Annotated in this window: 15 protein-coding genes; 9 read left to right on the forward strand and 6 right to left on the reverse strand. The window is 68.4% G+C overall.

Going from position 1 to position 18,991, the window contains the following annotated elements; genetic code table 11:
* Nucleotides 1-8: 8 nt before the first annotated feature.
* Both Q8K84_RS00135 and Q8K84_RS00140 read left to right on the forward strand, forming a co-directional pair.
* Entirely contained in the window at nucleotides 9-1,019 is a 1,011-nt protein-coding gene (locus Q8K84_RS00135; RefSeq protein ID WP_305279311.1) for an FAD-binding oxidoreductase, read from the forward strand.
* 57 nt (nucleotides 1,020-1,076) lie between these two features.
* A complete protein-coding gene (locus tag Q8K84_RS00140) occupies nucleotides 1,077-1,901 on the forward strand; it encodes a transglycosylase SLT domain-containing protein (protein WP_305279313.1) in 825 nt (274 codons plus the stop codon).
* On the opposite strand, the gene Q8K84_RS00145 is transcribed toward Q8K84_RS00140, so the two are convergent.
* Both Q8K84_RS00145 and Q8K84_RS00150 read right to left on the reverse strand, forming a co-directional pair.
* Nucleotides 1,898-3,097 carry a CaiB/BaiF CoA-transferase family protein gene (locus Q8K84_RS00145; protein ID WP_305279316.1) on the reverse strand — a complete coding sequence of 400 codons (1,200 nt, stop codon included), beginning with the start codon at nucleotides 3,095-3,097 and terminating at the stop codon, nucleotides 1,898-1,900. The genes Q8K84_RS00140 and Q8K84_RS00145 overlap by 4 nt on opposite strands.
* A gap of 121 nt (nucleotides 3,098-3,218) precedes the next feature.
* Nucleotides 3,219-5,012, reverse strand: a complete 1,794-nt coding sequence (locus Q8K84_RS00150; RefSeq protein ID WP_305279318.1) for an ATP-binding protein — start codon at nucleotides 5,010-5,012, stop codon at nucleotides 3,219-3,221.
* A 161-nt stretch (nucleotides 5,013-5,173) separates the two neighbouring features.
* On the opposite strand from Q8K84_RS00150, the gene Q8K84_RS00155 reads away from it, so the two are divergent.
* Both Q8K84_RS00155 and Q8K84_RS00160 read left to right on the forward strand, forming a co-directional pair.
* Complete coding sequence (locus tag Q8K84_RS00155; RefSeq protein WP_305279321.1) at nucleotides 5,174-6,313, forward strand: DUF2336 domain-containing protein; 1,140 nt, start codon at nucleotides 5,174-5,176, stop codon at nucleotides 6,311-6,313.
* 47 nt (nucleotides 6,314-6,360) lie between these two features.
* Nucleotides 6,361-7,146, forward strand: coding sequence for an NUDIX domain-containing protein (locus Q8K84_RS00160; RefSeq protein WP_305279324.1), 786 nt, complete (start codon nucleotides 6,361-6,363; stop codon nucleotides 7,144-7,146).
* 18 nt (nucleotides 7,147-7,164) lie between these two features.
* On the opposite strand, the gene Q8K84_RS00165 is transcribed toward Q8K84_RS00160, so the two are convergent.
* The 3 genes from Q8K84_RS00165 to Q8K84_RS00175 form a co-directional block, all read right to left on the reverse strand.
* Entirely contained in the window at nucleotides 7,165-7,656 is a 492-nt protein-coding gene (locus Q8K84_RS00165; protein ID WP_370867804.1) for an Hpt domain-containing protein, read from the reverse strand.
* 105 nt (nucleotides 7,657-7,761) lie between these two features.
* Nucleotides 7,762-8,544: an NAD kinase gene (locus tag Q8K84_RS00170; protein ID WP_305279331.1), complete on the reverse strand. Its 783-nt coding sequence runs from the start codon at nucleotides 8,542-8,544 to the stop codon at nucleotides 7,762-7,764.
* A 68-nt stretch (nucleotides 8,545-8,612) separates the two neighbouring features.
* Nucleotides 8,613-9,740 carry a DUF2336 domain-containing protein gene (locus Q8K84_RS00175; protein ID WP_370867806.1) on the reverse strand — a complete coding sequence of 376 codons (1,128 nt, stop codon included), beginning with the start codon at nucleotides 9,738-9,740 and terminating at the stop codon, nucleotides 8,613-8,615.
* Between the two features lie 128 nt (nucleotides 9,741-9,868).
* On the opposite strand from Q8K84_RS00175, the gene glpK reads away from it, so the two are divergent.
* The 4 genes from glpK to Q8K84_RS00195 all read left to right on the forward strand — a co-directional run bounded on the left by glpK (nucleotide 9,869) and on the right by Q8K84_RS00195 (nucleotide 16,715).
* Complete coding sequence (gene glpK / locus Q8K84_RS00180; RefSeq protein ID WP_305279335.1) at nucleotides 9,869-11,365, forward strand: glycerol kinase GlpK; 1,497 nt, start codon at nucleotides 9,869-9,871, stop codon at nucleotides 11,363-11,365.
* 73 nt (nucleotides 11,366-11,438) lie between these two features.
* Nucleotides 11,439-12,209 carry a class II aldolase/adducin family protein gene (locus tag Q8K84_RS00185; protein ID WP_305279337.1) on the forward strand — a complete coding sequence of 257 codons (771 nt, stop codon included), beginning with the start codon at nucleotides 11,439-11,441 and terminating at the stop codon, nucleotides 12,207-12,209.
* Between the two features lie 235 nt (nucleotides 12,210-12,444).
* The gene (locus tag Q8K84_RS00190; protein ID WP_305279339.1) at nucleotides 12,445-13,596 is read left to right on the forward strand and encodes an efflux RND transporter periplasmic adaptor subunit; all 1,152 of its coding nucleotides are present in this window, start codon (nucleotides 12,445-12,447) and stop codon (nucleotides 13,594-13,596) included.
* On the forward strand, nucleotides 13,593-16,715 hold the full coding sequence (locus tag Q8K84_RS00195) for an efflux RND transporter permease subunit (protein WP_305279341.1): 3,123 nt from the start codon (nucleotides 13,593-13,595) through the stop codon (nucleotides 16,713-16,715). Before Q8K84_RS00190 ends, Q8K84_RS00195 begins: the two co-directional genes overlap by 4 nt.
* Before the next feature lie 194 nt (nucleotides 16,716-16,909).
* Here the strand turns inward: Q8K84_RS00195 and Q8K84_RS00200 are convergent, their stop codons facing one another.
* Entirely contained in the window at nucleotides 16,910-17,443 is a 534-nt protein-coding gene (locus Q8K84_RS00200; protein ID WP_305279343.1) for a cytochrome c family protein, read from the reverse strand.
* 147 nt (nucleotides 17,444-17,590) lie between these two features.
* Here Q8K84_RS00200 and Q8K84_RS00205 point away from each other — a divergent pair, with 147 nt between their 5' ends.
* A complete protein-coding gene (locus tag Q8K84_RS00205; RefSeq protein ID WP_305279346.1) occupies nucleotides 17,591-18,985 on the forward strand; it encodes a murein L,D-transpeptidase in 1,395 nt (464 codons plus the stop codon).
* The last annotated feature ends 6 nt before the right edge of the window (nucleotides 18,986-18,991 follow it).

Raw genomic sequence — 18,991 nt, forward strand, 5'->3', positions numbered from 1 at the left:
GCCAGACTTTGAGAGTCGCGGTGGCCGGCGCCGGCGTATTTGGCCTGACCAGCGCTCTGGCCCTCGCCAGGGGGGGCGCCCGGGTGACGCTCCATGATCCAGGTCCGGCGGACGCCAACGCATCGGCCGTGGCCGCGGGCATGCTGGCGCCGTTCAGCGAAGCCCTGACTGATCCCGCCGCCGCCCCGCACCTGGACCTGCTCGTCGCCGCCCAGGCCCGCTGGCCTGACTTCGCCGCAACCTTCGGGATCGGGCTCGACCGGTCCGGCGCGGTCCTACTGGGGGATGCGGGGCGATTGGCGCAGCTGAGGGCTGCAGGGCAGGCCCTTGGCCTGGACACCGCGCGACTCGACCTGACCGGCCTGCCCCATCTCGGGGGCGGCTATGGCCCGGAGGTCACCGGGGGGCTGGAGGTCGGCGGCGACTGGCGGGTTGATGCTGGGGCTCTGGCGCGCCTGGCCGAGGCGGCCCGTCGTCTCGGCGTGAGGCGTCTCAGCGCGCCGCCGGACTCAGCCGACCACGATCTGTCGGTTGTGGCCACCGGAGCGTCCCTTGACTACCTGGCCCTGGCGCCGGAACTCGCCCGCCTGACGCCAATCCGCGGGCATATCCTGCGCTATCGTGGCCTCGCCTATGAAGGACCGGTGCTGCGCGGCCCGGGGGCCTATGCCGTCCCGTCCGCCGAGGGGCTGCTGATCGGGGCCACCATGGAGGTCGGGCAGGGGCGGGCCGGTGTCGATCCCGATATCGCTTCTGACCTCGCCGCCAGGGCGGAGCTCGTCTTTCCCGGGCTGAAAGGTCAGGCCTGGACGGCCGCGTCGGGGGTCCGCGCCGCCACCCCCGACGGCCTGCCCCTGGTCGGTTCCTCGGAGAGGCCGGGGCTCATATTGGCCTGCGGCGCCCGGCGAAACGGCTGGCTGCTGGCGCCCCTGGTCGGAGAGGTGGTCGCCGCCTGCGCGTTCGGCCGAGAGCCTGGGCCCTGGGCCGACCTTATGGCGCCTCGGCGTTTTCGCGCCTGAACGGCTGAGCGAACGTGGTTAGCGCGACGTTAACCATGCCCGGGTCATTCAGGGGCCATGTCCGTCCAGGGTCTCAGAGGTGCGGTTGAAACCGCGATCCAGCGCGCCTCCAGCGCGACGGGCGTCGATTTCACCTTCCTGATGGGCACGGCTCACCGGGAGAGCGGCTACAATCCCACCGCCAAGGCCAAGACCTCATCGGCGGCTGGCCTGTTCCAGTTCGTCGAACAGACCTGGCTGGCGACGCTCAAGCAGCATGGCTCCAAATACGGCTACGCCCGCTACGCCGACCTGATCCAGAAGGGTTCGGATGGCCGTTTCAGGGTCTCCGGCGCCGAGGCGCGCAAGACGGTCATGGACCTGCGGTTCGATCCCCAGGCCGCGTCCCTGATGGCCGGCGAACTGACCTCCGACCACGCCGCCTATCTGAAGGGCCGGGTGGGACGCACCCCGACCGCCGGCGAACTCTACGCCGCCCATTTCCTGGGACCACACGGATCAGCCAAGCTGATCGAGGCCACCCGGTCGCAGCCCGGCGCCAGCGCTGCGTCCCTGTTCCCGGAAGCCGCCCGGGCCAATCGATCGATCTTCTACAAGGGCGGCCGGGCCGCGACCGTGGCGGAGGTCTACGCCAACCTGACCCGCACCGGCGGCGGCGGCGAGGCGATCCGGCCGCGGGAAAACGCGCCGGCGGACACCGGCTTCATCCAGTACGCCTCCGCCCGCCGCGCCGAGGCCATGCGGGAACAGGAAGCCCTCGTGGACTTCATCCTGCGGGGATCACAGGCCCCTGAAGGGGCGGGCGCGGGTCAGCGCCTGGGGGGCGCGCTCTTTTCCAGCGAGATGCTCCGGATGCTGTCCGACGCCCGCGACGACAGCTAGACGCCGGCGGCGCCAACCTCGATCATGGCCTCGATGGTCTCCGTCCCGTAGCCGAGTTCCGCCAGCACCTCCCGCGTGTGCTGGCCAAGACCTGGCGGGGGCGGCCTGCGGCTGAGATCGACCCCGGGAAACTGAGCCGGGGCGGCTGGCGAATCGCCAAACCCACCCTGAGCGTTCTCCACCTGCACCAGGGCGCCTGAGGCGCGCACCTGCGGGTCGGCGGCCACCTCGGCTGGGGTCTGCACCGGCGCCCAGACAAGGTCAGCGGCGTCCAGGCGGGTGGTGATCTCGTCCCAGGACAGGGCCCCGAAGGCGGCGTCGAACTCAGATGTCAGGGCGGCGGTGTTGTCCTTGCGCAGACGTCCGGTGGCGAAGCGCGGGTCCTCCAGCAGGTCAGCCCGCCCGGCGGCCGCCGCCATGGCGGCCCAGTCCACCGTCCCACCCCGGGGATTGGTGACGAACCAGCGGCCCTCGGCGCTCTGGAAGAAGTTGGCCAGGGGATTGAGCGGCTCGCGGCGGGACCTGTTGGACGACAGCTTGCCAAAGCGCAGCTGGACGGCCAGGTCCGAGCCCACCGTATAGGTCCCGGTGGCCAGGAGCGAGGTCTGGACCATACGGCCCACGCCAGTCTGCTCGCGCTCATAGAGGGCCGCAAGGATGGCCGAGGTGGTGGCCAGAGAGGTGATGTGGTCGCCAAAGCCGGTGCGCAGCAGGAAGGGGTCCTCGCCCTTGGGCGTCGTCATCCGCGCCACGCCGGCCCGGGACCAGAAGGCGGTGACATCGAAACCCGGCTTATGGGCGTCTGGCCCCTCCATCCCATAGCCGGTGACCAGGGCGTAGATCAGCCGCGGGTTGGCCGGCCGCAGGCTCGCCTCGTCCAGGCCGGCGCGCTTGAGGGAAGCCGGCCGCACATTGGTGAGGAAGACGTCGGCGCTCGCCGCCAGCCTGGCCACCGCCTCGCGGCCCTCCGGCTTGGAGATGTCGAGCACCACCGAGCGCTTGCCGCGATTGTCCATCTCGAAGGTCGGATTGGCGCCCAAGTCGCTCTTGGCGTCGGCGAAGACGTGGCGCATGTCGTCGCCACCCGGCCGCTCGATCTTGATCACCTCGGCGCCCCAGTCGCCCAGGATCCCGGCGGCGCCCGGCGCGGCGATATAGGTGGCGAACTCCACCACCTTCAAACCCTTGAGTATCACGAGCCCTTGGTCCTCCGCCTCTGGCCGCGCCTTGATCAGCGCCTGGCCTCTTGGAGCCATACTGACCGGGGCCGGCGAGGGGGGGAAGGCGTTCCGCGCCTGACCCTGCGTCAGGCGACCTTCAGGCGATCTTGCGGATCACGGCCCGGCGGGAGGCGGCGGTGGCGTCGGCCACAGCCCTCGCCACCGCGGTGACGCTGACCGGCTTGCGCAGCACCGCATCAGCCCCAGCCTGGGTGCACTCCAGGGCCTCGCCGGCGTCGCCGCCGATCACCGCGATGATCGGCAGGTCAGAGGCGGGCCCGTCCAGGGCTCGGATGGCGGCGGTGGCCTCAGGCCCGTCCAGGCCCGGCATGCGGCCATCGATCAGGGCCAGGTCGAACTCGCAGACCCGCGCCAGGTCCACCGCCCGGCGACCGTCCTGGGCGTGGACCACCTGGTGGCCCAGCTGTTCGAGGACGGCGCGCATCATGGCGGCGTTCAGGCTGTCGTCCTCGGCCATCAGGATTCGCAGCTTGCGCCCTTCGCCCGAGCTGTCGGCCGGGTTCTCTGGCGCCAGGTCAAGGGGAGCTGCGGCGTGTGGATCAAAGGCCAGGACAAGCCCAAAGCAACTGCCCACACCCGGGGCGCTGGTGGCGGTCAGCTCGCCGTTCATCAACCGGGCAAGCTGCCGTGACAGGGACAGGCCAAGTCCCGCGCCCGGCACGCCGGCGCTGGTGCGCTCTACCCGGTGGAAGGCCTCGAAGGCCTGGGCGAGCTCAGTGTTGGAGAGGCCAGGCCCGGTGTCGGCGATCTCAATCAGGACCCGCCCTTCCGGCGTCAGGCTGAGCCGCGCCTCCACCCGGCCACGGACCGTGAATTTTATGGCGTTGCCGATCAGATTGGCGAGGATCTGCCTGACCCGGGCGGGGTCCCCCAGGGCGGCGCCGGGACCTTCCGCCAGTTCCGGCGCGACATAGACGCTGAGCTCCAGACCCTTGGCGCCGGCCAGGGGACGGTTCAGCAGCATCAGGTCACGGACCAGGCCGGGTGTGTCCAGGGGGCGGATGTCGACGGCCAGCCGGCCGGCTTCGGCGGTCTCGGAATCCAGGGTCGTGTTCAGCACTGCAATCAGGTCGCTGACGGCGTCGAGGGCTGCCGACAACTGCTCTCGGGAGGGGGCGGCCCGGCCGTTGCGGCCGGCTGCAGCCGCCAGCACATGAGACACGCCGGTCAGGCCATTGCGAATCTCGTGGCTCAGGGTCGCCACCAGATCGGACTTGGAGCGAGCCAGGCGGCTGGCCTCCTCGACCTTGCCGGCCCGCTCGGCGATCAGCACCTCTCGCTCGGCGGCCATGGCGAACTGTCGCCGAAGCACTCGGTTGAGCATCAGGGCCAGGGCGAAGGCGAGGGCCACGCCGCCCCACGCCAAGGTGGCCGCGTTCTGGCTGTGCGGGCTGGAGAAGAGGGCGACCAGGGGACCTGCGGCGGCGGCGGCGCCAACCACCAGCAGGCTGGGCAACCAGGGCGCGGTGAAAAAGATACAGATCACCGCCGCGGCGGTGGCCATCAGCAGCAGAGTTTCGCGCATCGGGCCCGCGCCGTCGGCGAAGGCGGCGATCTGCGCCACGCAGCCGGCCCAGACCAGGCCTGTGACGATATGCACCCGGGACCGGGCCCGGAGGTCATCCGCCGCCGGGGTGCGCAGCCAGCTGACCGCCACATAGGTGGCGCCGCAGGCCAGGGCGAACAGGGCGAAGCTGGCGGTCATCCAGGCGGCGTTGTCGGCGTAGGAGCCGGCCCAGACGAACACCGGCATGCTGACGACGAACGCCACCAGGGCGTAGGGCAGCAGCGCGGCCTGGGCATCCAACGCCTGATGGGCCAGGGAAGCGCCGCCGCGTGGGGCGAACCGAGCAGAATCGTTGGATGACACGGGCTGGTCCTTTGCGGCGACGCCCGGGAAGGTAGTGGCTCAGGGTTGGCGGGGGGTTACGCAACAGCGTTAATCCACAAACGGATTCGAAACTGTCCGTTAAGCCTAACCACGCATTGTCGTGAGACGGGACGGGAGTCCCGGCGGAGGGGAAGGGGCACATGACCACGACGCGGGCGGCGCTCACCGAGGACGACATACGCACCCTGGTCAAGGGCGCGACCGCGGACGAGCGCGCCCTGGTGGCGCACAAGCTCTGCCGCCGCATCGACACCTTGCCCCTGACGCCGGAAGAACAGGTTCTGGCGCAGGACATCCTGCGGGTCATGGCGCAGGACGCCGCCGAACTGGTGCGCCGCGCCCTGGCCGTCACCCTGAAGAGTTCGCCCCTGATCCCCCACGACGTGGCCCTGAAGCTGGCCCGCGACGTGGAGAGCGTCTGTCAGCCCATCCTAAGTTTCTCGCCGGTCTTCACCGATGAGGAGCTGGTCGAGATCGTCCGCCTGGGCGGCCCTGTCCGTCAGGTCGCCATCGCCAAGCGTCCCCGTCTGTCGAAGCGTCTTACCGACGTCATCGTCGAGACCGGCGTGGAGCGGGCGGTGGAGGTGGTCTGCTCCAACGACAACGCCGATTTCGCCGACTCCACCCTGATGAACGTCCTCGCCCGCTTTGAGCGGTCCGAGCGGGTGCTGGCCGCGGTGGCCTATCGCCAGACCCTGCCCCTGTCAGTGACGGAGAAGCTCATCGATCTGGTCGGCGATCAGGTCCGCGACCATCTGCTGGCCCACCATCCGGTGTCGCCGGAACTGGCGCTGCAGATCGCCACCGGCGCCAAGGAGCGGGCGACCCTCGATCTTGTGGACCAGGCGGGACGCGCCGCTGACCTGAAGGCTTTTGTCGCCCATCTTCATCGCAATGAACGTCTGACGGCGTCCCTTTTGCTGCGGGCTCTGGCCCACGGCCACATGGCCTTCTTTGAGTGGGGCCTGGCGGAGCTGGCGGGCGTGCCCCACCACCGCACCTGGCTGATGATCCACGATGCGGGCGCCTTGGGCTTGAAGGCGATCTACGAGCGGGCCGGTATGCCCGCCCGCCTGCTGCCGGCCTTCCGGGCCGGGGTGGACACCTTCCATGCCATGGAGTTCGAAGGCGGGGCCCGGGACCGCGACAAGTTCCAGAAGAAGATGCTCGAGCGCTTTCTCACCCAGCCCCATGTGGGCGCCCGGGAGGACGCCGACTATCTTCTCAACCGCATGGACCGTATGGCCGAGCGCGCGACCCCGGCCCTTCAGACAGCCTGACCAAGCTTTCCCTTGGCGAATGGTCGGGCTGAGCCCAGATATCGTCCATGACCCACGACCTTTCGGGCGGCCTGGTCAGGCCAGCCTCAACCCTGCTTCTGCTCCGTGACGATCCCGCCTTTGAGGTGCTGATGGTCGAGCGCCATCACGAGATCGATTTCGCCTCCGGCGCCCTGGTCTTTCCTGGCGGCAAGTCCCACACCGGCGACCACGACGAGGCCTGGGGCGACCATGCGCTGGGGTGGGCGGAGCACGGGGAGGACCAGGCCGGTCTGAGAATCGCCGCCATCCGGGAGCTCTTCGAAGAGGCGGGTCTGCTGCTGGCGCGTCGCGCCGATGGCGCGCCCCTGGACGTGGAGCCCGCGCCCATGGATCTGCGCAAGTCGGTTGATCGTGGCGAGACCCCGTTTCTGGACGTGGTGCGGGCGGCCGGCGCTAGGCTGGATCTTTCGGCGCTGACGGTCTTCGCCCGCTGGATCACCCCGCCTGTGACGCCCAAGCGATTCGACACCTGGTTCTATGTGGCGCATGCGCCAGTGGGACAGCTGGCGGTGTGCGACGGCCGCGAGACCGTGGACGCCTGCTGGTATGCGCCACAGGCGGCGCTCAGCGCGGCCGAGCGGGGAGAGCGCAAGGTTGTGTTTCCCACGCGGATGAACCTCGTGATGCTGGCGCGAGCGGCCAGCGCCGCGGCGGCCATCGAACAGGCCCGAGGGCGGCCGCTTGTGACCGTCCAGCCAGAGATTCGCGAAGGTCCTGACGGCCGGCGCCTGGTGTTGCCTGAAAACGCCGGCTACGGGGCGATCAGCGAGCCGTTTCTGCCGGGAATGTAGAGGCTTAGGCCGCCCGCCTCAGACCAGGCCTGAGGCGGAGACCCGGCGCTCGAGTTCCTCGACCAGAATCTTGCCCACCGGATGATCATCGGTCTTGATGCCATCGCGGACCGCGGCCTTGATGCCGTCGATATGGGCGTCGATCAGGACCATGGGCGCTTCCATGCGCTTGTCCTTGTCGTCGATCAGCTTGCACAGCGAGCCGGCCATGCGGGTGATCAGCGGGAATTCATAGGTGGCGCCCAGGCCCTTGAGGTCGTGGGCCCGCAGATAGAGCGTCTCAAGGGTTTCTGGCGTCGTGCCCTCGGTCTTCACCGCCTGGCGGGAGGCCTCAAGCTTGGTGACTTCGTCCTGCAGCCAGGCGGCGAAGTTTCCCGAGAGGCTCTTGAGCGCAGCTTCAGCCTTGGCGATCGCGCTGGCGTCGACGGCGCCAAAGCGGCCTCCGACCTTCATGCGAAGCGTATTGGGGACCTGGATCACCTGACCCGTGTTCTGCTGACTCACTGCCATCTCCTTTTGGGATGATTGCCAACGATTCTAGGCAGGAGAGCTTAACAACGAATGAGGCGAGCGCTCAGGGCGGATGCTGCGACAATCGGGCCCACCATCGCAGGGCTAGGCTGAGAACTGTTCGGCCAGGACACGTTCCTCAAGGCTGCGGCCGGCGTCGAACAGCATCACCAGGCTGATGTCACGGTTTTCGGCCACGTGAACCTCCAGAACGTCACGGACCTCGAAATTATCGGCCACGGCGCTGACCGGACGCTTGTCAGCCTCCATGATTTCGAAACTGACCCGGGCGGCGTGCGACAGCAGGGCGCCACGCCAGCGGCGCGGCCGGAAGGCGCTGATTGGGGTCAGGGCCATGACCCGGGCGTCCAGGGGGATGATCGGGCCATGGGCGGAGAGATTATAGGCTGTCGAGCCGGCCGGAGTGGCCACCAGCGCCCCGTCGCAGGACAGTTCGTTCAGCCGAACCTTGCCGTCCACCGAGATGCGCAGCTTGGCGGTCTGCCGGGTCTGGCGCAGCAGGGACACTTCATTGATCGCCAGCGCCCGGTGCTGTCGACGGCGGGCGTCCACCGCCACCATGCTCAGGGGGTGGATCAGCGCCCGCTCCGCGGCGTTGATCCGGTCGAGCAGGCCATCAGCGCTGTACTCGTTCATCAGGAAGCCGACCGAGCCGCGGTTCATCCCGTAGATCGGCTTTGGCGCGCCCATATTGCCGTGCAGGGTCTCCAGCATGAAGCCGTCGCCACCCAGGGCGACAATCACCTGCGCCTGGTCCTGGGGAACCTGTCCATAGCGGACGGTCAGCTCTTTCAGGGCGTCCTGGGCCTCGGGCCGGTCGCTGGCGGCGAAGGCTACGCGGGTGACGAAGGGTTCGGCTTTGAACATGGGCCGCCAAAAGGTGGCAGGGCGCCGTCCTTGTCAAACCCCATCGTGGGCGGCTGGCTGAGGGTCGTTCAGACGGAGCGCGGGGTCATGGTGCGACGGAAGGCCAGGGCCGCCAGGTCTGGGGCGAAGGGGCCAAAAGCCGCCAGGGCGCGGCGTGCGCCCTCCGCACCGCCCCCGGGGCGACTGCCGTTGAGGTCGCGCACAAGCTCGAGGATGGTGGGAAAGGCGCTGCGATCAATGCCGACCGCCGCGCAGGCAAGCGCCAGCTGCTCAGGCTGCTCCCCATCCATGGCGCGTCGCACCATCTCCGGCGGAAAATCTCCCAGAGTGGCCAGGGCGCCGGCGAACAGGGAGAGTTTGCCTTCCCGCAGGGCGCGCAGCAGATAGCCTGGGCGCAGCTGGCCGGCGGCGACCAGCTTGGAGATCAGCCGACGTTCCATCTCCTCGCGTTCGTCATCCTGCTGCCAGACGATGGCGTCTGCGGTCGGGTCCGACCCGGGGACGCCGGCATGGGCCTCCGCGACGGCCTGACCCAGGACCGCCTCAAGGGCGGCGACGTCGAGGCGAAATCGGGTGGTGATCGCCTGGCGCAAAGCCTGGCCAACCCAGACATAGAGTTGCAGCGCGAGGTCTTCGGTGAGTTCGGGGCGGCGGATGAGGGGGGACCGCAGGGCCGCCACCCGACGAGCCGCCTTGACCAGCATGGCCATGTCGTCGCCGCTCAGGGCGGTCTGGACGTTTCCGGCCAGGGCGGTGAGCACGGTGGGTTCGCCCTGTTGCAGGATGGCCGCGACAACCGTCGCTGGCAGGCGCGGACGCCGGGCGACTTCGATCTGGTGTTCAACAGTGGCTTCGATCAGAAGGCGGACCAGATCGTGATCGTCGAGCAGGGGGCTTGATGCGATAATCGGGCGGGCGATCTCAATGTCGTCCAAAGCGAGCACATTGATCAGGGCGGCCGGCGCCCAGTCCACATGGGCGAGTTTCTCGGCCAGCCGCCGCCGGATGTCTCGTTCGGCTTCGACCACCAGGCTCATGAAGATGGAGTTGAGCAGATCCTGGACCGCGGGCGCCGACATGATCTGGGCGCTGTCGGCCACGTCGCACAGGTCGACCACGGCCACGAGCAGCCGGTCCCGGTCACCAGGCGTTCGGCTACGGGCGAGGCTGAGGATTTCTTCCGTCCGCGCGAGCACGCTCAAGGGGATCTCCGGATTCGACGCTTGCTCGGGGGAATCTGAAGCTCGCAAGTGAAAACATGCTTAAACCGCGGCCAACCAAATCGCCGCAGGTGTCGATCAGTCAGCGTGAGGAGAAGATTTAAGTGACGAGCCCCCTAATCCTGGCTCTGGACCAGGGCACCACCAGCACCCGCGCCATTCTGTTCGATCTCGCTGGCAAGGCCCTGGGCGAGGCGTCCCTCCCGCTGGCTCAGCATTATCCGGCTGATGGTTGGGTGGAGCATGACGCTATCGAGATCTACCAGGCCGCCGTCCAGGTGATGGTCTCCGCGGTGGCCGACGCCGGCGCGACCATGGCCGACGTCGCCGCCATCGGCATCACCAACCAGCGGGAAACGGTGGTCTTGTGGGACAGGACCACGGGCGAGCCCGTCCACCGGGCGGTGGTCTGGCAGGACCGCCGAACCGCCGAAGTGTGCGACAGCCTGCGGCGGCAGGGGGTCGAGGATCAGGTCACCGATGTCACCGGTCTGCTGATCGATCCCTATTTCAGCGGGACCAAGCTGGCTTGGCTGCTGGACCATGTGCCCGGGGCCAGGGCCCGCGCGGCGGCCGGCGAACTCCTGGCCGGCACCATCGATACCTGGCTGATCTGGAAGCTGACCGGGGGGGCCGCTCACGTGACGGACGCCACCAACGCCTCGCGCACCCTGTTGTTCGACATTCGCGCCCAGGCCTGGTCCGAGGCCATGCTCGACCTGTTTGACGTGCCGCGGGCCATTCTGCCGGAGGTACGAGACTGCGCGGGCCTGTTCGGCGAGACCCTGCCGGGCCTCCTGGGCCGGTCCATTCCCATCTGCGGCGTCGCTGGCGATCAGCAGGCCGCGCTGATGGGGCAGGGCTGTATCGCGCCTGGCCAGATGAAAGCCACCTACGGGACCGGCTGCTTCCTGCTGGTCAATACCGGGACCACGGCCCCGCGGTCCCGGGCCCGGCTGCTGACCACGGTCGCCGCCCGGATCGGGGGTCAGACGACCTACGCCCTGGAAGGGGCGATCTTCATCGCCGGCGCGGCCATTGGCTGGCTGGTGGACGGGCTCGGCGTAGACAGCCCCGCCGCCGCCGAAGCGCTGGCCCAGCAGGCCAGGCCCGGCAATGGGGTGGTCCTGGTGCCGGCCTTTACGGGCCTGGGCGCGCCCTGGTGGGACGCTGAGGCCCGCGGCGCCCTCATGGGCCTGACCAGGGACGCCGGTCTCGCCGAGATCGCCCTCGCGGCCTATGACGCCTGCGCCTATCAGACCGCCGACCTGATTGACGCCATGCGCTCGGACGCACCGGAGGCCTTCGGGACCGGGTCGGAGCTCCGCATCGACGGCGGCATGTCGCGCAGCCACTGGTTCGCCCAGAGGCTGGCCGATCTCACGGACCAGCGGGTCGCACGCGCCAGTTACGAGGAGACTACGGCTCTGGGCGCGGCTCTGTTCGCGGGCTTGGGCGCAGGCCTCTATCCTGATCTCGCCAGCGCCGCGGCCGCCCGGCCCGCCACCGAACCCGCCGAGCCACGCCTGTCGGCCATGGAGCGAGCGGCGGGGCAGGGGCGCTGGCGCGACGCTGTGCGCCGGGTGCTCAGTCACAGCTGATCGCCTGACCCTTGACGATGCGCAGCGCCGGGGGGACTTTAGCCACGAAGAACAAGAACCAAGGGAGGCCGTCATGGCCGATGGATCCGCCGGCGTCGTGATGTCGCTGCAAGGCAAGGTGAGCGCCGAGGAATGGCAGGCGCGGGTTGAACTGGCGGCCCTTTACCGGCTGGTGGCGCTGCACGGGTGGGACGACCTGATCTACACCCACATCTCGGCCCGTATCCCGGGTCCAGAGCACCACTTCCTGATCAATCCCTATGGGATGCTGTTCGAGGAGATCACCGCCTCGTCCCTGGTGAAGATCGATCTGCAAGGCGCCATCCTCCAGGACACGCCCTATTTCATAAATCCGGCGGGCTTCACCATTCACTCGGCCATCCACGAGGCCCGGGAGGACGCCAAGTTCGTGATGCATCTGCATTCCGACCAGGGCGTCGCGGTCGCGGCCCAGAAGGAAGGCCTTCTGCCCCTGTCGCAGCACGCCCTGATCGTGCTCCCCAGGCTCGCCTATCACGACTATGAGGGCATCGCCCTGAACCTGGACGAGCGTGAGCGTCTGGTGGCCGATATCGGCGAGAAGACCCTGATGTTGCTGCGTAATCACGGCACCCTGTCGGTGGGGGATTCCGCCGCCGACTGCTGGGTCGGCATGTTCTATCTGGAGCGCGCCTGCAAGCAGCAGGTCATGGCGCTCTCGGCCGGCCGAGAGAACGTCCTGTTCGCGCCGGAAGCCGCCCAGACCGAGGTCAGGTCCCAGGTCGCCCGCGGCATCGGCGGCAAGCTCGCCTGGCCCGGCTGTCTGCGCCGCCTCGACCGCGAATCGCCCGGTTACGACGCCTGAGGTCAGCGGGAGCGACGGACCGCCGCGTCCTGACGCCAGCACGCTGATTTGATAGGCGCCGCCTTGCATCTTTTTAGGCTGTTCGCCCGAAGACTATAACCGATGGCCATACGTTTCCGCCACGAAACGTATGGCCATCGTTGTGTCATGTGGCGCAGCCTATGCCTGCAGGCTGAGTCCCGCTGTCCCTGTCCCGCTTTTCAAACGCTCCGTCTTCGGAGCGACGGAGCCTGCATTGCTGAGACGTCACTTCTTCCTGGTCAGCGCGCTGGTGGTCCTGGGGCTGATGGCGGTTGTCGGAGGCCTGTTGATGGTCTTTGGCGGATCATCCCCGCAGGGCGGCGGACCGGGCGGACCGGGCGGACCTGGTGGTCCGGGGGGGGGCGGCGTGCAGGTCGCAGCCACCCTGGTTCAGACGCACACCTTCAACGACACGGTCGAACTCTTGGGTGTCGCCAAGGGCCGCCAGTCGGTGACGCTCACCGCAGCCGCCACCCAGCTTGTCGAACGCGTGCGGTTTAGCGATGGCCAGTTTGTCTCCGCAGGCGCTGTGCTGGTGGAGCTCAAGGACGCCGAACAGAGCGCCGGCGTGGAGCAGGCCAGGGCGAGGGTCACCGAAGCCGAGCGCACCCTGCAGCGCTGGCGCACCCTTTCTGAGCAAGGCTTCGCCTCCAAGGCCGCGGTGGATCAGCACGAGGCGGCCTATCTCACAGCCCAGGCCGATCTCTCCGCCGCCGAAGCCCGTCGGGGCGACCGACTGATCCGGGCGCCCTTCGCTGGAGTCGTCGGCCTCTCTGACATCGCCCCAGGCGCTCTGGTCAATCCGGGGGCGGCGATCGTCACCCTGGACGATCTCTCGGCGGTCCGCGTCGATTTTCAGGTTCCTGAGCGCTACCTGTCGGGCCTGGCTGCGGGGCAGACCATCCGAGCCCGCACCGACGTCTATCCCGACATGGTGATCACCGGGCGGATTGAAACCCTCGACACCCGCGTCGATGAGGCCACCCGGGCCATTACCGCCCGGGCTATCTTTCCGAACCCTGATGGGTCGCTGAAGCCCGGCATGATGATCCGCGTCTCCCTGTCACGAGGGCAGCGCGAGGGCCTGGCCGTCCCCGAAGCCGCCCTGGCTGTCCAAGGCGCGTCAGCCTTTGTCTTCGTGATCACCGAGGAGGATGGACGCACCCGGGCCGAGCAGCGACCGGTAGTCTCCGGCGCCCGCCAGGACGGCTTCGTCGAAGTCCGCGATGGCCTGGCGTCCGGTGACCGGATCGTCGCCAATGGCGTCAACAAGGTCACCGGGGGGCAGCCCATCCGGGTGGCCGAAACCCTGGACGCCGCCGATGTGGCCCGGATCCAGGCCGCCAGCGAACGGCCGGGCGCATGACGCTCTCCGACCTCTCAGTCCGCCGCCCGGTCTTCGCCGCCGTCGCCTCGATCATTCTTTGCGTCGTCGGTCTGGCCTCTTTCACCCAGCTCACGGTGCGGGAACTGCCGGCGGTGGATCCGCCGGTCATCTCGATCAGCACCGACTATCGGGGCGCCTCGTCAGAGGTGATCGAGGAGCGGATCACAGAGGTCATCGAGCGGCAGGTGGCCGGCATCGAGGGCGTCGACCGGATGACCTCGGGGTCCCGGGACGGCTCCTCGCGGATCAATATCCAGTTCAAGCTCAGTCGAGATCTGGACGCCGCCGCCAACGACGTGCGCGACGCCGTCTCCCGCGTCTCGGCCAACCTGCCGCTGCAAGCTGATCCGCCCCAGATCCGCAAGGCCGACGCCGACGCCCAGCCAATCATCTTCCTGGCCCTGTCTTCGACGACGCTGAACAGGCTCCAACTCACCGACTACGCCCAGCGCTATATCGTCGAGCGTGTTTCCACGGTCCCCGGGGTCGCTCAGGTGGGGGTCGGGGGCGCCCAGAACTACGCCATGCGGATCTGGCTTGATCCCCAGGCCATGGCCTCGCGGAACATCACCGTCAGCGACGTCGAGACGGCGCTCAACACCCAGAACCTGGAACTGCCGGCCGGCTCTCTGGAGTCGGCGGCGAAGGACTTCACCATCCGGGTCGCCCGGGGCTATTCCACGCCGGAGGAGTTCGCCAGCCTGCCGGTGCGCACCGCCGCAGACGGCGGCTATGTCACCCGCCTCGGCGACATCGCCCGGGTCTCTGAGGAGGCCGACGAGCGTCGGCGGATGTTCCGCTCCAATGGCCGCGATCAGGTGGGCATTCCGGTGACCCGTCAGTCCCAGGCCAATGACCTGGAGATCTCGGATGGCATCCGCGCCATCCTGCCTGAGCTCAACCGCGGCCTGCCCGAGGGCACGCGCCTGGATGTGGCGGTGGATTTCACCGTCTTCACCCGACACGCCCTGGAGGAGGTCTGGTACACCATGGCCATCTGCCTGGCCGTGGTCGGGCTGGTGAACTTCATCTTTCTGGGCACCTGGCGGGCGGCCATCATCCCGACCATCGTCGCCCCGATCTGTATCCTCTCGACCTTCATCGTCCTGGCCCCGCTCGGCTTCTCGCTCAACCTGTTGACTCTGCTTGCCCTCGTGCTGGCGATCGGCCTGGTGGTGGATGACGCCATCGTGGTGGTGGAGAATATTCAGAGACGGATCGACGAGGGCGAGCCCGCGCCTGTCGCGGCTCAGCGCGGGACCCGTCAGGTGTTCTTCGCGGTCGTCGCCACCACCATCGTGCTGATCTCCGTCTTTGCGCCGCTGATGTTCCTGCCTGGCTATATCGGACGGCTGTTTGTCGAGCTGGCCGTGGCTGTGGCCGCCGCAGTCGCCTTCTCGTCCTTGCTGGCGCTCAGCCTGTCGCCAATGCTGGCCTCGCTGCTCCTGCGGCCGGCCCGGAGCCAGGGCTATGTGGCGCGGACCGTGGATGGCTTCATGACCAGGCTGCGGGCCTCCTATCACGCCTCGTTGGAATTCCTTTTGGGCCAACGCTCGGCGACCTGGCTGACCGGCGCCCTGGTGGTTGTGCTGGCGGTGAGCGCGTTCGGACTGTTCCGCTATCTGCCCAGCGAGCTGGTCCCGGAGGAAGACCGCGGGCGGGTTGATATCAGCATCAACGGCCCAGAAGGCGCCGGCTACGATTACACCTCCGCGGCGGTCCAGCAGATCGAAGCCCGTTTGATGGAGCTGTACGAGGAGGGGACGGTTTCTCGCTACCTCATCTCCATGCCCCGGTTCGGCGGTACGCAGTACAACACCGCCAACGCCAACGTAAATGTGGGCGAAGGCCCCAACGCCATGGACTCCAACGCGCTGGCCGCGCAGCTGAACAAAGAGTTTTCAGCAATCACGGCGGTGCGCGCGACGGCCTTTGTCCGGCCAGCCCTGCGGGGCAGTGAGGGCAATAGCGTCGACCTCGTGGCGATCGGCACAGACTATGAGCAGATCGCGGCCTGGCTTGGTCCGATCCAGGCCGCGGCTGAGAACAACCCCGGCCTGACCCGCGTGCGAATGGACTATGAGCCCACCTCGCCGCGGTTGCTGGTGACCATCAATCGCGAGCAGGCGGCGGCCTTGGGGGTTTCCACCCAGGCGGTGGGCAGGGTCATGGAGACCATGTTCGGCTCCCGTCGCGTCACCACCTATATTCGCGAGGGCCGCGAATATGATGTGATCCTGCAGACGGACCGGGACCAGCGTCAGAGCCAGGAAGACCTGAACAACCTCTATGTTCGCTCGGACTCCGGAGCGGTCATACCTCTGGCCTCGGTGGTGACCACCGAGGTGCGCGGCGACACGCCGGACCGTGAGCGGACCGACCGTTCCCGCTCGATTGACCTGACCGCCCAGCTGAACCCCGGCTACACCATCGGTGACGCCATCGCCTTCTTTGAGGCTGAGGTGGCCAAACAGCCTGGCGGCGTCGGGGTGCTATGGGGCGGCGGGGCCCGGGACTATCTGGAGGCGGGTGGCGCTGTCGGCCTGGCCTTCGCCATGGCTCTATTGCTGGTCTTCCTGGTCCTGGCGGCTCAGTTCGAGAGCTGGATCCATCCAGGGGTCATCATGCTCACCGTGCCGGTGGCGGCCCTGGGGGGACTGTTTGGCCTGCTGGTGGCGGGCTCGACCATCAATACCTACAGTCAGATCGGGCTGATCATTCTGGTGGGTATCGCCGCCAAGAACGGCATCCTGATTGTGGAGTTCGCCAACCAGCTCCGGGATGAGGGGCTGTCTATCCGTGAGGCGGTCATCGAGGCCGCGACCCTGCGTCTGCGGCCGATCATCATGACCTCGATCTCGGCTGCGGCCGGGGCTGTGCCGCTGATCGTCTGGGGCGGGGCTGGTGGCGAGGCGCGGCGGACCATTGGCGTGGTGATCTTCTTCGGGGCGATCTTCGCGACCCTTCTCACCCTCTTTATCGTGCCGATCTTCTACAACCTGCTGGCGCGGTTCACGAAGTCGCCCGAGCACATGGCCCGGCGCATCGAGGCGTTCGAAGAGGCCGAGCAGGCCAGGGTCGCCAACGCCGCCGAATAGGCCCGCGGAAAAGAAAGGCCTTCCTCCGAAAGGAGGAAGGCCAAGTCGTCAGGATTGGGGGTGCTCCTGGGCCAAGGTCCAGGAGCGATCGCCGAGATCGACAGATGCAATGTAATCACGACCCACCCAAGGTGGGTCTCCGACCGACAACCGTCAAGATTGCATCGCCAAAAAACGCACTTAAAGCGCGTGTCTCAGGGCTCCGTCGGGGCGACAGGCGCAGCGCCCTCGACCGCAGGCGCCGCAAAGCCAGACTCCACCTTCAGATAGGCGATCAGGTCCACGCGCTTCTGGGGGTCGGCGAGGCCCGCGAAGGTCATGCGATTGCCGGGCAGGTAGGTCCGGGGATTGGCCAGCCAAGCGTCAAGACGCTCAGCATCCCACATAAAGCCGGCCGACTGCAGGGCGTCGGAATAGCGATAGCCCTCCACTGAGGCGGCGGGCCGGCCAAACACCCCGTAGAGGTTGGGACCGGTCAGGTTGGGGCCGCCTTCCGCGATGGTATGGCAGGAGCGGCACAGGCCGAACTGACGGCGGCCATTGTCCAGGTCGCCGGTGTTGTAGGGCGCCGGCAGCGCGGCCAGCATGGCCTGCTTCTCGGCGTCGCTCGCCTGGGCCGCAGGCCCCTTGGCCGCTTCGCCGGAGCCGGAGGCCTCGCCGCCTTGTCCGCAGGCCGCCAGACCCAGGAGGCCGGCGGCCGCCAGGGCCGTCTTGGTTTGGTGAAGCATGTGGATGCGCGCGCCCCTTGCGAAATGTCGCGGCAAGCTAGCCCAGTCCCCGCGCCATGCAATGGCGCCGCAGCGCCGCGGCGCAACAAAAACGGCTGAAATCGTCGGCCCGCCGTTCAGCATGCGGGGGGCGTGCTAGGCTAGGCCATGATCTGGCTTCTCCGGTTGGGCGCTTTGGCCCTTGCGCTTCTGTCCACACCGGCCGTGGCGGCCGAGCCGCTGACCCGGATGGAGCGGTCGGCCATCATCAAGGCGCTGGAGGCGGGACCGGAGCCTGCGCAGGCCGCCACCGGGGTCGTCACCTCTGAGGCCCTTGAAGCGCAGCTCATGGCCCATGCCCGCCGGGAGGCCGGGCTGGTCGCCCAGCCCGCCCGACTCAACCGCCTCTGGGCCCTGGAGCCCGCGCCCCGCGACCTGTCCGCTGAATGGACGTCGGCGCGGACCAGCGGCGCGGCTGAGGCCTGGATCAGGAGCCTGTCCCCGGCCGACCCCCGCTATCGACGGCTGGTGGCCGCCCGCCGGGACTATGCCGCCAGGGTCGCGGCGGGGAACTGGACGACATTGGAGACGGGGCAGATCCTGCGGCTGGGCGATGACGACCCCGCCGTGGTGGCCCTCCGGACCCGGCTGGCCGCCGAGGGGTTCGAGACACCGACCCCGGAGGCGCCAAGTCTCTATGACGAGGCGCTGGAGGCCGCCGTCAGGACCTATCAGGAACTCCGAGGGCTTGCGGCCGACGCGGTGGTGGGCCCCGCCACCTACCGTGCCCTGAACGTCAGCGCAGCCGTCAGGCTGGCCCAGATCGACGCCAATCTGGAGCGCTGGCGCTGGCTGCCCCGGCCCCTGCCAGCTGTCCGTATCGAAGCTGACGCCGGATCGGCCCGCGCGACCCTGTTTGTCGATGCCGCCCCTGTCCTTGAAATGCGCATCATTGTGGGCGCCCCATCGACCAAGACGCCGATGTTCGCCTCGGAGGTTGAGACGGTGGTCTTCAATCCGCCCTGGAACGTGCCGACCTCCATCGCCAGGGGCGAGATCCTGCCGAGGGCGGCCCGTGATCCCGGCTATCTGGCCCGCAACAACTTCACCTACCAGAACGGCCGGCTGCAGCAGCGACCAGGACCCAGCAATTCCCTGGGCCAGGTGAAGTTCGACATGGCGAGCCCCTTCGGCGTCTATCTGCATGACACCCCTGGGCGGGCGGCGTTCCTGCGACCCGTCCGCACGCTCAGCCATGGCTGCATGCGGCTGGAGAAGCCCCGGGAACTGGCGACCCTGCTGCTGGCCAGCCAGGGCTGGACCCGAGAGACGGTGGACGGGGCCATCGCCCAGGGGCAGACCCGCCGGGTCGACCTGGCCGCGCCGGTCCCGGTTTTCGTGGTCTACAGCACCGCCTTCGTGAATGAGGAGGGTCTGCACCTGCTGGCCGACCCCTACGGCTGGGACGCCCAGCTCACCGCCGCCCTGCAAGGCCAGGTCCTGGCGCAGCTTGACCGCGACATGGCGCCGCCGGAGAGCGAATGCGCCTCGTCAGCGGGCTAGGGCCTG

The organism is Phenylobacterium sp. (assembly GCF_030679875.1).
Lineage (GTDB): Bacteria > Pseudomonadota > Alphaproteobacteria > Caulobacterales > Caulobacteraceae > Phenylobacterium.

Excerpts from the sequence above, each read along its gene's own strand:
- Q8K84_RS00200 (WP_305279343.1), bottom strand. The coding sequence starts at position 17,443 with ATGCTTCACCAAACCAAGACGGCCCTGGCGGCCGCCGGCCTCCTGGGT.
- Q8K84_RS00160 (WP_305279324.1), top strand. The coding sequence starts at position 6,361 with ATGACCCACGACCTTTCGGGCGGCCTGGTCAGGCCAGCCTCAACCCTG.
- Q8K84_RS00195 (WP_305279341.1), top strand. The coding sequence starts at position 13,593 with ATGACGCTCTCCGACCTCTCAGTCCGCCGCCCGGTCTTCGCCGCCGTC.
- Q8K84_RS00155 (WP_305279321.1), top strand. The coding sequence starts at position 5,174 with ATGACCACGACGCGGGCGGCGCTCACCGAGGACGACATACGCACCCTG.
- Q8K84_RS00185 (WP_305279337.1), top strand. The coding sequence starts at position 11,439 with ATGGCCGATGGATCCGCCGGCGTCGTGATGTCGCTGCAAGGCAAGGTG.
- Q8K84_RS00170 (WP_305279331.1), bottom strand. The coding sequence starts at position 8,544 with ATGTTCAAAGCCGAACCCTTCGTCACCCGCGTAGCCTTCGCCGCCAGC.
- Q8K84_RS00140 (WP_305279313.1), top strand. The coding sequence starts at position 1,077 with ATGTCCGTCCAGGGTCTCAGAGGTGCGGTTGAAACCGCGATCCAGCGC.
- Q8K84_RS00165 (WP_370867804.1), bottom strand. The coding sequence starts at position 7,656 with ATGGCAGTGAGTCAGCAGAACACGGGTCAGGTGATCCAGGTCCCCAAT.
- Q8K84_RS00205 (WP_305279346.1), top strand. The coding sequence starts at position 17,591 with ATGATCTGGCTTCTCCGGTTGGGCGCTTTGGCCCTTGCGCTTCTGTCC.